Genomic DNA, 12,888 nt, shown 5'->3' on the forward strand with positions numbered 1-12,888 from the left:
GATGGCCTCTTTAATTTGGCTAATCACGGGAATATCGGAACACTTGCTGGCTGAGCATAATTAGGTCAGCCTCAAGACACTGATATGCCAATGATCCCGGAGCGCGACGCTGCGGACAACTGGATATTTCTGCCGCTATCGATGACTTTTACGAATGAATTACCGCCATCTCACACCGTCCATGTCATTGCTGCTGGCGTTCGAAGCCGCCGCCCGGCATGAAAGCTATACCCGCGCCGCCACCGAGCTGTCGCTGACCCAAAGCGCGGTGAGCCGCCAGGTGCAGGCGCTGGAGCAGCAACTGGGCCTGACCCTGTTCCGCCGCGAAGGCCGCCAGGTGCGCCTGACCGATGTCGGCCGGCTGTATCAACGGGAGATGAGCGAAGCCCTTGGGCGCATTCGCAGCGCCACCTTGCAGGCCATGGCCTATCAGTCCGGCGAAGGCAGCCTGCGCCTGGCCACCCTGCCGACCTTCGGTTCCAAGTGGCTACTGCCGCGCCTGCATGAATTCTACAAATTGCACCCGGGCATGCTGGTGCACATCAATTCGCGCATCGAAGCCATCGATTTCGAAACCAGCGGCATCGACGCCGCCATTATCGTCGGCAATGCCGATGTGCCCGGGCTGGTCTGTCATCGCCTGCATGCCGAAGAGTTGCTGGTGATTCTGTCGCCGGAGACTGCCGCCAGCCAGGCCGACTGGTCGCCGCCGCGCCTGCCTGAGCAATTGCTGCTCAACGTGGCCAACAACCCCAACGCCTGGGGCGAGTGGTTTTCCCATCATGGCCTGGCGCACCGCAGCATGCGCCTGGGGCCAAGCTTCGAGCTGACCTCGCACCTGATCCAGGCGGTGCGCGCCGGCATCGGTATCGGCCTGGTGCCGCGCATCCTGGTGGCCGACGAGCTGGCCAGCGGGGAGCTGGTCAGCGTCGGCGCGCCGTTTGCCAGCCAGCGCAGCTATTACCTGATCTACCCGCCGCGCAACCAGTCGCTGCCGTCATTGGCGGCATTTCGCGGCTGGTTGCTGGGGCAGATCTGAGGCGCTGGCTCAGATGCTCAGGCAGATCTTGCCGAAGTGCTGGTTGCTTTCCTGGTAACGGAAGGCCTCGACGATCTGTTCCAGCTCGAAGGTCTTGTCGATCACCGGGCGCAGGCCATTGGCATCGATGGCGCGGACCATCGCCTGCTGCTGGGCGCGGCTGCCAACCAGCACACCCTGCAGGCGGATCTGCCGCACCAGCGCCTGGACCAGCGGCAGGTTGCCCGCCACGCCGGTAAGAATGCCGATCAGCGACACATGCCCGCCGATACGCGCGGCGATCATCGACTGCTCCAGGGTCGCCGGACCACCGACCTCGATCACGTGATCGACACCGCGGTTGGCGGTGAGCTGGCGTACTTTCTCGCCCCAGGCCGGGGTTTTGCGGTAGTTGATCAGGTGGTCGGCGCCCAGGGCCTTGAGGCGTTCGAGCTTGTCGTCGCTGGAGGACGTGGCGATCACCGTGGCGCCCGCCAGCTTGGCGAACTGCAGGGCGAAAATCGACACGCCACCGGTGCCTTGCACCAGCACGGTATCGCCCGGCTTGAGCGAGTCGTCGGCCATCAGCGCACGCCAGGCAGTCAGGCCGGCGGTAGTCAGGGTCGCCGCTTGCGCGTGGCTGTAGCCCTTGGGTGCATGAGTAAAGGACGTCGCGCGAGCGGTGACCTGTTCGCGGGCGTAACCATCGATGCCGTCGCCCGGAACGCTGGCGAAACCTTCGACCAACGGTTGGCCGTCCAGCCAGTCCGGGAAGAACGTACTGACCACCGAATCACCGACAGCGAACTCGTTGACGCCAGTGCCCACTGCGGTCACCACGCCAGCGCCATCGGCCATGGGAATACGCGGCGCAGTCGGCCCCCACATGCCGCTGACCACGGCGAAGTCGTGATAGTTGAGCGAGTTGGCATGCAGGCGCACGCTGATTTCGCCGGCTTGCGGGGCGGCTGCCTCGCGGGTGCCTACCTGCACCTTGTCGTAACCACCGCCGGTCTGGACGATAATGGCCCTGCTGGTCATGGAAACCTCCTGAGTCGATTCGGCAAATAGCTGACCAGTCTTCGCCCGACCCTGCCCCAGGTCAAGCACGAGCGCTTGCATAGTGCGCCAGCAAACCACAATAATGCGACTAATTATCAATTACTCGATATTGCCCCGCCATGCCCGCTCCCGATCATGCTGCCCTGCACGCGCTCTACAGCGAACATAACGGTTGGTTGAAAAACTGGCTGCGTACCCGCCTGGGCAATGCCGCCGATGCCGCCGACCTTGCCCAGGACACCTTTATCCGGGTATTGAATGCACGCAATGCAGACACCATTCGCGAGCCGCGCAGCTACCTGGGCGCCATCGCCCATGCGCTGATGATCGACAAGTTTCGCCGCAAGGCGCTTGAACAGGCCTATCTGGACGAACTGGCGCTGCGCCCGGAGCGGGTCGCCGAATCACCGGAAAGCCGCTTGCTGATCCTCGAAACCCTGCTGGCGGTGGACCAGATGCTCGATGGCCTGGGCGAGCGCACGCGCTCTATCTTCCTGGCCGTGCAACTCGAAGGCCTGAGCTATGTGGCTACCGCCGAACGCCTGGGGATATCGGTGACCACGGTGAAAAAACACCTGATCCGCGCCATGACCCACTGCCTGCTGCTCACGGACGACTGACATGGCCCAGCCGCTGGACTATCGCACCCTCGAAGCTGCCGCCACCTGGTACGTGCAGCTCAACGCCGCGCCGCCCAGCGCTGCGCAGTTGCAGGCCTGGCAAGACTGGTTGGGCAAGAACCAGGCCCATGCCCAGGCCTGGGCGCGGGTCGAAAAGCTGCAGCGCCAACTGGGCCGGCTGCCCGCTGATGTCGCCCTGCCGACGCTTGCCGGCGTGCGCGCCCGGCGCCGCGCCGTGCTCAAGACCCTGGCGCTGCTCGTGGCCGTTGGCGCAACCGGCTGGGCGGTACAACAAAGTACCCCGGGCCAGGCGTGGATGGCCGAGCTGCGCACCGGCAAGGGCCAGCGCCGCCAGGTGCGCCTGGACGATGGCAGCCAGCTTGAACTGAACACCGACAGTGCCGTGGATATCCGCTACGACAGCCAGCAACGCCTGCTGCGCCTGTACAGTGGTGAGATCATGGTGCAAACCGCCCCTGACAGCGCGGCGCGCCCGTTCATGGTCGAAACCGCCGAAGGCCGGGTGCGCGCCCTCGGCACGCGCTTCAACGTGCGTAGCGACAATGGCCTGAGCCGGGTCAGCGTGCTCGAACATGCGGTGCAGGTGCGCCCGCTCGACCAGCCGCTGCTGATGCTGCGCCTGGAGGCCGGGCAAAGCGTCAGCTTCAACCGCAAGCAGATTGCTGCCGCCAGCACCGCCCTGCCTGGCACCGGCGCCTGGACCCAGGGCATGCTGACCGTGATCGAATGGCGCCTGGCCGATTTCATCAGCGAACTGCGCCGCTACCGCCCCGGCGTGCTGCGCTGCGCCGAGGGCATCGCTGACCTGCGCCTGTCAGGTGCGTTTCGCATCGACGACACCGACACGATTCTGGAAAACCTCGGCGTGTCGTTGCCGGTCAGGGTGCGTTACATGACTCGCTACTGGGTCAGCATTGAAGCTGTCTGAAGAAATTTCGTACAAAGGGTTGCCGATTTTCATTCTCATTCGGCTACGCAGTTAAAGCGGCAAATTTCGACCGCCCCTCTGCCCAGCCAATCGAAGGAAATCCTGCATGACCCCGACTTGTCCGCGCGCCCCTCGCCCGCTGGTTCGCGCTGTCCACCTGGCGCTGTTCGGCCTGACCCTGGCACCGCTGCCGCTGCTCGCGCTGCTGCCGGCCCAGGCCATGGCGCAAAGCGCCAGCACCCAGTTCCAGATCGCCCCGGGCCCGCTGGGCACTACCCTGAGCCTGTTCGCCACCCGCGCCAACATCACCCTGTCGTTCGATGCCCGCCAGACTCAAGGCCAGCAGTCGGCCGGCCTGCACGGCACCTACTCGGTCGAGGAAGGCCTGGCGCGCCTGCTCAGCGGCACCGGCCTGCAGGCCCAGCGTCAGTCCAACGGCGGCCACGTGCTGGTGCCCGCCAATACTGGCGCGGCGATGGAACTGGGCGCCACCAGCATCAATGCTCAAGGCCTGGGTGAAACCACCGAGGGTACGCATTCCTACACTACCGCAGCGACCCGCACTGCGACCAAGCTGCCGTTGTCGATCCGCGAGACGCCACAAACCATCACCGTGGTTACCCGCCAGCAGATGGACGATCAGGGCGCCCAGAGTATTTCCGATGTGCTGCGCAATACCCCCGGCGTCTCGGCGCAAACCTATGACAGCGACCGCACCGAGTTCACCAGCCGCGGCCTGGTGATCACCAACTACCAGTACGACGGCGTCAACACCGTGTATGACGGGGTGTACGGCGAAGGTACCGCGCATGTCGACATGTCGATCTATGACCGTGTGGAGGTGCTCAAGGGCGCCACCGGCCTGATGACCGGCTCCGGCGACCCGTCGGCCACAGTCAACCTGATCCGCAAGAAACCGACCGCGCAGTTCCAGGGCTCGCTCACCGGCAGTGCCGGCAGCTGGGACAACTACCGCGGCGAAGTCGATGTCTCCGGCCCGATCAACAGCAGCGGTAGCGTGCGTGGACGTTTCGTCAGCGCCCAGCAGGACAAGAAGGGCTACCAGGACCATTACCAGCAGAACAAAGAGGTGTACTACGGCATCCTCGAGGCCGACATCACCCCGGATACCCTGCTGACCGTCGGTATCGACCAGCAGACCACCACCCCGCGCGGCAGCTCCTGGACCGGCAACCCGGTGTACTACACCGACGGCGGTCGCACTGACTTCTCCCGCTCGTTCAACCCGGGCGCCGACTGGAGCCGCCGCGACTTCCAGAACCGCACCTATTTCGCCTCGCTGGAACAGGCGCTGGCCAACGACTGGTCGCTCAAGCTCAGCGTCAACCAGTTGCAGAGCGATCACGACACCCGCCTGGCCTCAGCCAGCGGTGGCGCGCCGGATCGCAATGGTGACGGCATGTACTTTTTCTGGGGCCGCTGGGAAGGCCACCGGGTGCAGAACAGTGCCGACCTGAATATCTCCGGCCCGTTCACCCTGTTCGGCCGCCAGCACGACCTGGTCGTCGGCCTTGACACCAACCATTCGCGCCAGACCGGCGCCACCTGGGACACCGGCGAATTTGGCACGGTGCCCGGCAGCATCTTTGACTGGGACGGCCACATCGGCGTGCCGGACTTCCCGAAAAACGGCAAGTACGAACAGAAGAAGAGCCAGAACGGCGCCTACATCGCCACCCGCCTGCACCCGACCGATGACTTTTCAGTCATCCTCGGCACCCGGGTCAGCACCTTCAAGTACAGCGACAATTACGACTACGACGGCCTGAACCCGAACTTTGCCGACAGCCAGGCCAGCTACAAGCAACACGGCGTGGTCACGCCCTACGCCGGAGTGGTCTATGACCTGAACGACACCTACTCGGTGTACGCCAGCTACACCTCGATCTACCAGCCACAGAGCAACAAAGACAGCAACGGTGCCACCCTCGACCCGGTCGAAGGCGACAGCTACGAAACCGGCCTGAAAGCGGCCTACTTCGACGGCAAGCTCAACGCCAGCCTGGCGCTGTTTCGCATCGAGCAGGACAACGTCGCCGAGTCGATCGGCACCAACCCTGCGACCAATGAGGGCATCTACAAGGCGACCAGTGGCGCCACCACCCAGGGCATCGAGCTGGAAGTGGCTGGTGAGCTGCAGGAAGGCTGGAACCTCTCGGCCGGCTATACCTACGCGCGTTCACGCGATGCCGACGAGCAGCGTATCTATGGCTTCCCGATGAGCACCAGCAAACCTGAACACCTGGTGCGGCTGTTCACCACCTACCGCCTGCCGGGGGTGCTGGACAAGGTGACAGTGGGGGGTGGAATCAACTGGCAGAGCGCGTTCTACGGCAAGATCTACAACCGCTCGATCGAGGATTACAGCTTCATCAAGCAAGGCGGCTATACCCTGGTCGATCTGATGACCCGTTATCAATACAACGAGCAACTGAGCTTCACGGTCAATGCCAACAACGTCTTCGACAAGCGCTACCTGACCGGGCTGGGCAACTTCGACACCACCTACTACGGTGATCCGCGCAATGTGATGCTGACGACGCGCTGGGAGTTCTGAGGCCCCATCGCGGGGCAAGCCCGCTCCTGCACACCGAATGTAGGAGCGGGCTGGACCCGCGATGAATTCAACTCAATTGTCGAGCATCACCTGCAACGCCCGGCAATCCGCTGCATGCCAGTCGGCCAGCTCCGGCCAGGGGTTATCCGGCAGGTTCACCAGAATCGTCCGCGCCCCCGCTGCCCGGCCGCAGTCCAGGTCAAAGCGGTAGTCGCCGACCATGACCATCTCACTCGGTGCCACCGCCCAGGCGTCGGCCAGCTTCAGCAAGCCGCCAGGATGCGGCTTGGGCGGCGCTTCATCACGCCCGACCACGTGCTCGACGGCAAAGCAGTCGGCCAGGCCGATTGCCTCAAGGGTGATATGCGCAAGCTCCCGGGCATTGCGGGTAAGGATACCCAGCTGGCAACCGCGCGCCGCCAGCTCGCGGACCAGCTCCACGGCACCGGTAGCCGGGCGTGAACCAATCGCCAGCTCACGTTCATGCTCCAGCAACCAGGCGTGCTTGGCTGCGGCTTCATCGGCCGGCAGGGCCGCCAGGTGGGTGAGGATGTCGTGGGTCTGGGGAATTTCCAGCGCCACCTTGATCGCGGCAAAATCATGCACGGCAACGGTCAGGGTGCCGTCCATGTCGAACACCCAGTGGCGAATCTGCTGCAGGCTCATTGCCAGTCCTGGCGATGACGAATCAGGCCTTCCTGGCACGACGAGGCCACCAGTTGCCCGGCCTGGTTGTAGATGTTGCCGCGGGCAAAACCACGGGCATTGCCGGCCCACGGGCTGTCCATGGCGTACAGCAGCCACTGGTCGGCGCGCAGGTTGCCGTGGAACCACAGCGCGTGGTCGAGGCTGGCGATCTGCATGTCCTTGTGCCACACCGATTTGCCATGGGGCAGCAGCGAGGTGGTCAACAGGCCAAAATCCGAGGCATAAGCGAGCATGTACTTGTGCAGCGCCGGCACGTCCGGCAGGTTGCCGTCAGCACGGAACCAGACGTACTTGACCGGCTCGCCGGGCTTGGGGTTGAACGGATCCTCGGCAGTTACCGGACGCATTTCGATCGGCTTGGCGCAGAGCATCTTGTCGCGAATGGCTTCAGGCAGGCGATCGGCCATGCGCTTGGCCAGCTCGACTTCCGACGGCAGGTTTTCCGGGCCGACCACCTTGGGCATCTGGCTCTGGTGCTCGAAGCCTTCCTCGTCGTACTGGAACGAGGCGCTGCAGGTGAAGATGGTCTTGCCCTTCTGGATCGCCGTCACCCGCCGGGTGCTGAAACTGCCACCATCGCGTACGCGGTCGACCGAATAGACCACCGGCATGCTGGCGTCGCCCGGGCGCAGGAAGTAGCCGTGCAGCGAGTGCACGTGGCGCGCCTCCTCGACCGTCTGGCTGGCCGCCGACAGCGACTGGCCCAGTACCTGCCCACCGTACAACTGACGAAAGCCCAGGTCCTGGCTTCGCCCGCGGAACAGGTTTTCCTCGATCGATTCCAGGCTCAACAGGTCAACCAGATCGTCCAACACGTGGCTCATTCAAGATTCTCCAAGGCAATGCGCAACTGCGGCAAATAATACAGGGTTTGTCATTGCCGGCCCGTATGTTGTGCAATTCAGCCGCGCAGGGTGGCCTGCCACTGGGCGCGGTCGATGCGGTACAACACGTGCGCTCGCAAAGGGTCGCCAGGCTCTAGCCTGGGGTGTTCGAAGCTGCCGGCCAGGTCCTGCTGCATGCCGATGGCCTGCATGACTTTTTGCGATGGCAGGTTGCTCTCGGTGGTGAACGACACCACCTGCTCCAGGCCCAGTTGAGCGAAGGCGCAGCGCAGGCTGGTCCAGGCCGCTTCACTGGCAAAACCCAGCCCCCAGTGGCGCCGGGCCAGGCGCCAGCCGATCTCCACCGCCGGGGTAAAATCGGCGGCAAAACTCACGTTGAGCAGGCCGGTCATGCCGATAAAGGCGCCGGTGTCCTTGCGCTCCAGGGCCCACAGGCCAAAGCCGTATTCATTGAAGTGGCCGCGAATCCGGCCGATCAGCGCAGCGCTCTCGACCCGGGTCAAGGGTGCAGGAAAGTAACGCATGACCTGCGGGTCGGCGCACATCGCGGCGAACTCCCTGAGGTCGTCATCCTGCCATTGGCGCAACAGCAACCGTGCGCTTTCCAGTTGCAATATCGGGGTCATGCTCGGCTCCTTATCCACAGCCTGCTGTTTATAGCGTAGGTAACAACCTCGGCTCCAAGCTATTTTTCACATCCCTTTCACTGGTTCTGAACCTGACCTTTTCTACAGTGCGTTCACTCTTGAACCTGCCTGAAGTGGTCCTATGTCATCTTCCCACCTGACGCCTGCGCTTACCGCCAGCACTGCCACCCAGCGACGACGCGGCGCTCCCTGGCGCCAACCGCTGACCGGGCTGGGCCTCCTGCTCGCCCTGGTCATCCTTGCACTGTGGTGGACATCGAGGACACCGATCGTGGACCTGGGCAGCGACAATCAGATGCACAACAGTGGTGTTTACAGCGAATGGGCCAAGGGCGCGGTCATCGTCCTGATCCGCCATGCCGAACGTTGCGACCGTTCGCACAACCGCTGCCTGGGCGACCCCAGCGGCATTACCCTTGAGGGTAGCCAGGCGGCCAGCGACGTCGGTAACGGCATCCTGCGCCTGGGCCTGAACAACGCTCAGGTGCTGAGCAGCCCGGAGGTGCGCACCCAGCAAACTGCGCACTTCATGTTCGGCAAGGCGATCGCCAGCGAGGACTGGCTCAAGCAATGCGACAAGGGTTTTGCCGATGCCGCCTTCAAGCACAAGCGCGCCGACCATAACCTGGTGCTGGTCACCCACAGTGGTTGCATCGATCATCTTGAGCGGCAGTTGAATGTGCCCGGTGGTGAACGCTCCAGCGCCTATGCCAGTGCCTTGTTCGTGTCCATGGGCAGCAACGGCAAGGCGCGGATTCTCGGGCAGATGAACGCCAATGAATGGCGCAAACTTGTCGCCAGCGCAGGAATGTAAAGCATGCCGGGCCCCTCTCGCCGCGACTTCTATCTGATCAACCTGGGTTTGCCGCTGCTGCTGGCTGCCGTGGTTTTTTTGCTGTTCGACCTCACCAGCCTCGACCGGCTGATCAGCAACCTGCTGCTCGACCCGGCCAGCGGCCAGTTCCCGCTGCTGCACAACCAATGGTTCGAGAAAGTGACCCACAAGTGGCCGCGCATCTTGCCGAACTGGACCGGCGAGCTGGCAGTCATCGGCTCGCTGTTGTCGTTTATCTGGCCACGCTTTGCCGCTTATCCACAGTCCACTGCCAGCCGCATGTTGAACACCTGGCGTATCGCTGCGGTGCTGCGCTTGACCACCCGCTACCGTCGCGACTTGCTGTTCGTGGTGGTGGCCTTTGCCCTGAGCACCACGGTCATCCATTACCTGAAAAGCCACACCAGCGTGTACTGCCCGGTGGAGACCACCCTGTACGGCGGCAGCGAGCTGCGCCAGGAATGGTTCGAGAACTTCAGCTGGCTGGACAAGGCCGGTGCCGGGCGTTGCTGGCCGGGTGGCCACGCCTCCAGCGGCTTTACCTTGCTGGCGCTGTACTTCGTTGCCCGACGCCATCGCTGGGCGCATGCGCGCAAACTGCAGGTGGCGGTGTTGTTGCTGGGGCTGGTGTTTGGCACCACGCGCGTGCTGCAGGGCTGGCACTATATGTCGCACACCTTCTGGGCAGGGATTTTCGTCTGGCTGACGACCTGGCTGACAGCACTGTTATTTTACGGCCGGCTGGCATTACAGGCTCCCGCGCGGGTGGCGACCAGAGCACGCACGCCGGCGTTGATCAACGCCACGCCAGCATCACTACGCCCAGAGTGACCAGGCTGATGCCGGCCCACTGGCGCAAGTCAAGCCGCTCGCCCAACAGGGTTACGCCAAGTACCGCCACCAGCACCACGCTGAGTTTATCCACAGGCGCCACCTGTGACGCCTGGCCCAACTGCAGGGCTCGGAAGTAACAGATCCATGAGGCGCCGGTGGCCAGCCCCGACAACACCAGAAACAGATAGCTGCGGGCCGGGATCGAACTCAGCGACTGGTACTGGCCGGTGGCATACAGAATCAGCGCCAGGCTGATCAGCACCACCACCGTACGCAGCAAGGTGGCGAAGTCGGAGTTGATGCCGCTGATGCCGACCTTGGCGAAGATCGCGGTCAACGCGGCGAACACGGCGGATAACACCGCCCAGAAAGTCCATGAAGCCAACACCATAAGTACGCCTGTGCAAGGGATTGCTACTCATTGTAGAAGCTGGCGTAACGGCCTTGGTAACTGGCAAGATCAGCTTCTGTCTCGCTCAAGACCCTGCCATGCCGCTGCCGCTGATCTACCACGACGACTACAGCCCGGAGTTTCCCGCCGAGCACCGCTTTCCGATGGATAAGTTCCGCCTGTTGCGCGACCACCTGGTCGCCAGCGGCCTGACTACCGACGCGGCGTTGCTACGCCCCGAGGTTTGCCCCAACGACATCCTCGCCCTGGCCCATGACCGCACCTATATCGAGCGCTACATGAACGGCGAGCTGTCGCGCGAAGACCAGCGCCGCCTTGGCTTGCCCTGGAGCGAAGCCCTGGCGCGGCGTACCGTGCGCGCGGTCGGCGGCTCGCTGCTGGCAGCCGAGCAGGCGCTGGAGCATGGCATCGCCTGTCACCTGGCCGGTGGCACCCATCACGCCCATTACGATCACCCGGCCGGCTTTTGCATCTTCAATGACCTGGCGGTGATCAGCCATTACCTGCTCGCCGCCGGGCGGGTGCACAAGGTGCTGATCTTCGATTGCGACGTGCACCAGGGCGACGGTACCGCGCGCATCCTCCATGACACCCCGGACGCGATCACCGTATCGCTGCATTGCGAGCAGAACTTCCCCGCGCGCAAGGCCGAAAGCGACTGGGACATCCCTCTACCGCGCGGCATGGGCGACCAGGCGTACCTGAAGGTGGTCGATGACGCGCTCAACTACCTGTTGCCGCTGTACCGCCCGGACCTGGTGCTGTACGACGCCGGGGTCGATGTGCACAAGGACGACGCCCTGGGTTATCTGCAACTGACCGATGAAGGCGTCGCCGCCCGTGACCAAAGCGTGCTGCGCCACTGCCTGGGCCGGGACATTCCGGTGGTTGGGGTGATTGGCGGTGGCTACAGCAAGGACCGCGAGGCCCTCGCCCGCCGCCACGGCATACTGCACCACAGCGCCAGCCGTGTGCTGGGTTACTCACAATGACTGTGGAACCGCCTGTGGATAACCTGCGGGAAAGCCCCTCAAGGCCTTTAACCACAGGGCCTTGAGGCCGCTGTACGTTTTTTGATCAGTGATTCCGGGCGCCGCGCTAAGGTAGAATGCCGGCTCTTTTTTCCAGCTTGCAGCCGACCATGACCGACACTTGCACCACCGACCGCCCACACGTTGCCATTATCGGAGGCGGGCCGGCCGGGTTGATGGCCGCCGAAGTGCTGAGCCAGGCCGGGGTCGCCGTCGAGCTGTACGACGCCATGCCCTCGGTGGGGCGCAAGTTTCTCCTGGCCGGGGTCGGTGGCATGAACATCACCCACTCCGAGCCTTACCCGGCATTCATCGCCCGTTATGCCGAGCGCACGCAAGACGTTGCCCGCCTGCTCGAAGGCTTCGATGCCGATGTGCTGCGCCAGTGGATTCACGACCTGGGCATCGAAACCTTCGTCGGCAGTTCCGGCCGGGTGTTCCCCCGCGACATGAAAGCCGCGCCACTTTTGCGCGCCTGGCTCAAGCGCCTGCGCGATGCCGGGGTCGTTATCCACACCCGCCATCGCTGGTTGGGCTGGAATGCCGATGGCAGTTTGCGAATCGCTTATCCACAGGGCGAGCTGACACTAAAGCCGACCGCCACCGTGCTGGCGCTGGGCGGCGGCAGCTGGGCACGCCTGGGCTCCGATGCGGCCTGGCTGCCCTGGCTGCAAGCGCAAGGCGTGCAGATCGCGCCATTGCAGGCGGCCAACAGCGGCTTCGAGGTCGAAGGCTGGAGCGCGCTGCTCAAGGACAAGTTTGCCGGCGCGCCGCTGAAGAACATCGCCCTGAGCCTTGCCGGCCAGGCGCCGCGCCTGGGCGAATGCGTGCTCACTGCCCAAGGCCTGGAGGGCAGCCTGGTGTACGCCTGGTCGGCGCAGATCCGCGAAGCGATCAACCGCGATGGCAGCGCCAGGGTGCTGGTCGACCTGCTGCCCAACCGGCCTGTGGATAAAATCCAGCAGGCCCTGGCCAAGCCGCGAGGTTCGCGCTCAATGGCCAAGCACCTGCACAGTCAACTGGGGCTGGACGGGGTCAAGGCGGCGTTGTTGCGAGAGCAGACCGATCAACCGACCTTTGCTGACCCGGCCTTGCTGGCGCAGGCGATCAAGGCCTTGCCGATCACCCTGGTGCGCCCTCGCCCGCTGGACGAAGCGATCAGCAGCGCGGGCGGGGTGACCTTTGAAGCACTGGATCAGCGCTTGATGCTCAAGCAACTGCCCGGCGTGTTCTGTGCCGGTGAAATGCTCGACTGGGAAGCGCCAACCGGCGGCTATCTGTTGACTGCCTGTTTTGCCAGTGGGCGCAAGGCCGGGTTGGGTCTGCTGGAGTGGCTTAACGGCTGAATA

13 protein-coding genes are annotated in these 12,888 nt (G+C 63.9%); 8 read left to right on the top strand and 5 right to left on the bottom strand.

Annotated elements, in window-relative coordinates; genetic code table 11:
* Nucleotides 1-154: 154 nt before the first annotated feature.
* Nucleotides 155-1,039, top strand: a complete 885-nt coding sequence (locus ACZ9A3_RS20170) for a LysR substrate-binding domain-containing protein (protein WP_476253052.1) — start codon at nt 155-157, stop codon at nt 1,037-1,039.
* Between the two features lie 9 nt (nt 1,040-1,048).
* Here the strand turns inward: ACZ9A3_RS20170 and ACZ9A3_RS20175 are convergent, their stop codons facing one another.
* Nucleotides 1,049-2,059 (bottom strand): zinc-dependent alcohol dehydrogenase family protein, encoded by a 1,011-nt coding sequence (locus ACZ9A3_RS20175; RefSeq protein WP_045199781.1) that lies wholly within the window; start codon nt 2,057-2,059, stop codon nt 1,049-1,051.
* A gap of 140 nt (nt 2,060-2,199) precedes the next feature.
* On the opposite strand from ACZ9A3_RS20175, the gene ACZ9A3_RS20180 reads away from it, so the two are divergent.
* The 3 genes from ACZ9A3_RS20180 to ACZ9A3_RS20190 all read left to right on the top strand — a co-directional run bounded on the left by ACZ9A3_RS20180 (nt 2,200) and on the right by ACZ9A3_RS20190 (nt 6,227).
* Entirely contained in the window at nt 2,200-2,700 is a 501-nt protein-coding gene (locus ACZ9A3_RS20180; RefSeq protein WP_045199783.1) for a sigma-70 family RNA polymerase sigma factor, read from the top strand.
* A 1-nt stretch (nt 2,701) separates the two neighbouring features.
* Nucleotides 2,702-3,649 (top strand): FecR domain-containing protein, encoded by a 948-nt coding sequence (locus tag ACZ9A3_RS20185; protein ID WP_476253053.1) that lies wholly within the window; start codon nt 2,702-2,704, stop codon nt 3,647-3,649.
* A gap of 106 nt (nt 3,650-3,755) precedes the next feature.
* On the top strand, nt 3,756-6,227 hold the full coding sequence (locus tag ACZ9A3_RS20190) for a TonB-dependent siderophore receptor (RefSeq protein ID WP_476253054.1): 2,472 nt from the start codon (nt 3,756-3,758) through the stop codon (nt 6,225-6,227).
* 72 nt (nt 6,228-6,299) lie between these two features.
* Here the strand turns inward: ACZ9A3_RS20190 and ACZ9A3_RS20195 are convergent, their stop codons facing one another.
* From ACZ9A3_RS20195 to ACZ9A3_RS20205, 3 genes are all read right to left on the bottom strand, one after another.
* Nucleotides 6,300-6,893, bottom strand: coding sequence for an HAD family hydrolase (locus tag ACZ9A3_RS20195; protein WP_093379258.1), 594 nt, complete (start codon nt 6,891-6,893; stop codon nt 6,300-6,302).
* Nucleotides 6,890-7,759: an acyl-CoA thioesterase II gene (gene tesB / locus ACZ9A3_RS20200; RefSeq protein WP_045199789.1), complete on the bottom strand. Its 870-nt coding sequence runs from the start codon at nt 7,757-7,759 to the stop codon at nt 6,890-6,892. Before tesB ends, ACZ9A3_RS20195 begins: the two co-directional genes overlap by 4 nt.
* 77 nt (nt 7,760-7,836) lie before the next feature.
* Nucleotides 7,837-8,406, bottom strand: a complete 570-nt coding sequence (locus ACZ9A3_RS20205; RefSeq protein WP_093379253.1) for a GNAT family N-acetyltransferase — start codon at nt 8,404-8,406, stop codon at nt 7,837-7,839.
* Nucleotides 8,407-8,548: 142 nt separating this feature from the next.
* Here ACZ9A3_RS20205 and pmrG point away from each other — a divergent pair, with 142 nt between their 5' ends.
* Nucleotides 8,549-9,241: a lipopolysaccharide core heptose(II)-phosphate phosphatase PmrG gene (pmrG, locus tag ACZ9A3_RS20210; RefSeq protein WP_476253055.1), complete on the top strand. Its 693-nt coding sequence runs from the start codon at nt 8,549-8,551 to the stop codon at nt 9,239-9,241.
* Nucleotides 9,242-9,244: 3 nt separating this feature from the next.
* Nucleotides 9,245-10,093 (top strand): phosphatase PAP2 family protein, encoded by an 849-nt coding sequence (locus tag ACZ9A3_RS20215; RefSeq protein WP_476253056.1) that lies wholly within the window; start codon nt 9,245-9,247, stop codon nt 10,091-10,093.
* Here ACZ9A3_RS20215 and ACZ9A3_RS20220 read toward each other — a convergent pair.
* The gene (locus ACZ9A3_RS20220; RefSeq protein WP_123565145.1) at nt 10,059-10,487 is read right to left on the bottom strand and encodes an EamA family transporter; all 429 of its coding nucleotides are present in this window, start codon (nt 10,485-10,487) and stop codon (nt 10,059-10,061) included. The two genes, ACZ9A3_RS20215 and ACZ9A3_RS20220, sit on opposite strands and share 35 nt — an antisense overlap.
* Before the next feature lie 98 nt (nt 10,488-10,585).
* Between ACZ9A3_RS20220 and ACZ9A3_RS20225 the strand changes: the two genes are divergently transcribed.
* Nucleotides 10,586-11,500 carry a histone deacetylase family protein gene (locus ACZ9A3_RS20225; RefSeq protein ID WP_093379240.1) on the top strand — a complete coding sequence of 305 codons (915 nt, stop codon included), beginning with the start codon at nt 10,586-10,588 and terminating at the stop codon, nt 11,498-11,500.
* Nucleotides 11,501-11,649: 149 nt separating this feature from the next.
* On the top strand, nt 11,650-12,885 hold the full coding sequence (locus ACZ9A3_RS20230; RefSeq protein WP_176794209.1) for a TIGR03862 family flavoprotein: 1,236 nt from the start codon (nt 11,650-11,652) through the stop codon (nt 12,883-12,885).
* Nucleotides 12,886-12,888 lie beyond the last annotated feature (3 nt).

Source organism: Pseudomonas sp. TE4620 (assembly GCF_056279045.1).

Bases quoted from the DNA above. Each gene is read 5' to 3' on its own strand.
- ACZ9A3_RS20170 (WP_476253052.1), top strand. From the start codon at position 155: ATGAATTACCGCCATCTCACACCGTCCATGTCATTGCTGCTGGCGTTC.
- ACZ9A3_RS20175 (WP_045199781.1), bottom strand. From the start codon at position 2,059: ATGACCAGCAGGGCCATTATCGTCCAGACCGGCGGTGGTTACGACAAG.
- ACZ9A3_RS20180 (WP_045199783.1), top strand. From the start codon at position 2,200: ATGCCCGCTCCCGATCATGCTGCCCTGCACGCGCTCTACAGCGAACAT.
- ACZ9A3_RS20185 (WP_476253053.1), top strand. From the start codon at position 2,702: ATGGCCCAGCCGCTGGACTATCGCACCCTCGAAGCTGCCGCCACCTGG.
- ACZ9A3_RS20190 (WP_476253054.1), top strand. From the start codon at position 3,756: ATGACCCCGACTTGTCCGCGCGCCCCTCGCCCGCTGGTTCGCGCTGTC.
- ACZ9A3_RS20195 (WP_093379258.1), bottom strand. From the start codon at position 6,893: ATGAGCCTGCAGCAGATTCGCCACTGGGTGTTCGACATGGACGGCACC.
- tesB (WP_045199789.1), bottom strand. From the start codon at position 7,759: ATGAGCCACGTGTTGGACGATCTGGTTGACCTGTTGAGCCTGGAATCG.
- ACZ9A3_RS20205 (WP_093379253.1), bottom strand. From the start codon at position 8,406: ATGACCCCGATATTGCAACTGGAAAGCGCACGGTTGCTGTTGCGCCAA.
- pmrG (WP_476253055.1), top strand. From the start codon at position 8,549: ATGTCATCTTCCCACCTGACGCCTGCGCTTACCGCCAGCACTGCCACC.
- ACZ9A3_RS20215 (WP_476253056.1), top strand. From the start codon at position 9,245: ATGCCGGGCCCCTCTCGCCGCGACTTCTATCTGATCAACCTGGGTTTG.
- ACZ9A3_RS20220 (WP_123565145.1), bottom strand. From the start codon at position 10,487: ATGGTGTTGGCTTCATGGACTTTCTGGGCGGTGTTATCCGCCGTGTTC.
- ACZ9A3_RS20225 (WP_093379240.1), top strand. From the start codon at position 10,586: ATGCCGCTGCCGCTGATCTACCACGACGACTACAGCCCGGAGTTTCCC.
- ACZ9A3_RS20230 (WP_176794209.1), top strand. From the start codon at position 11,650: ATGACCGACACTTGCACCACCGACCGCCCACACGTTGCCATTATCGGA.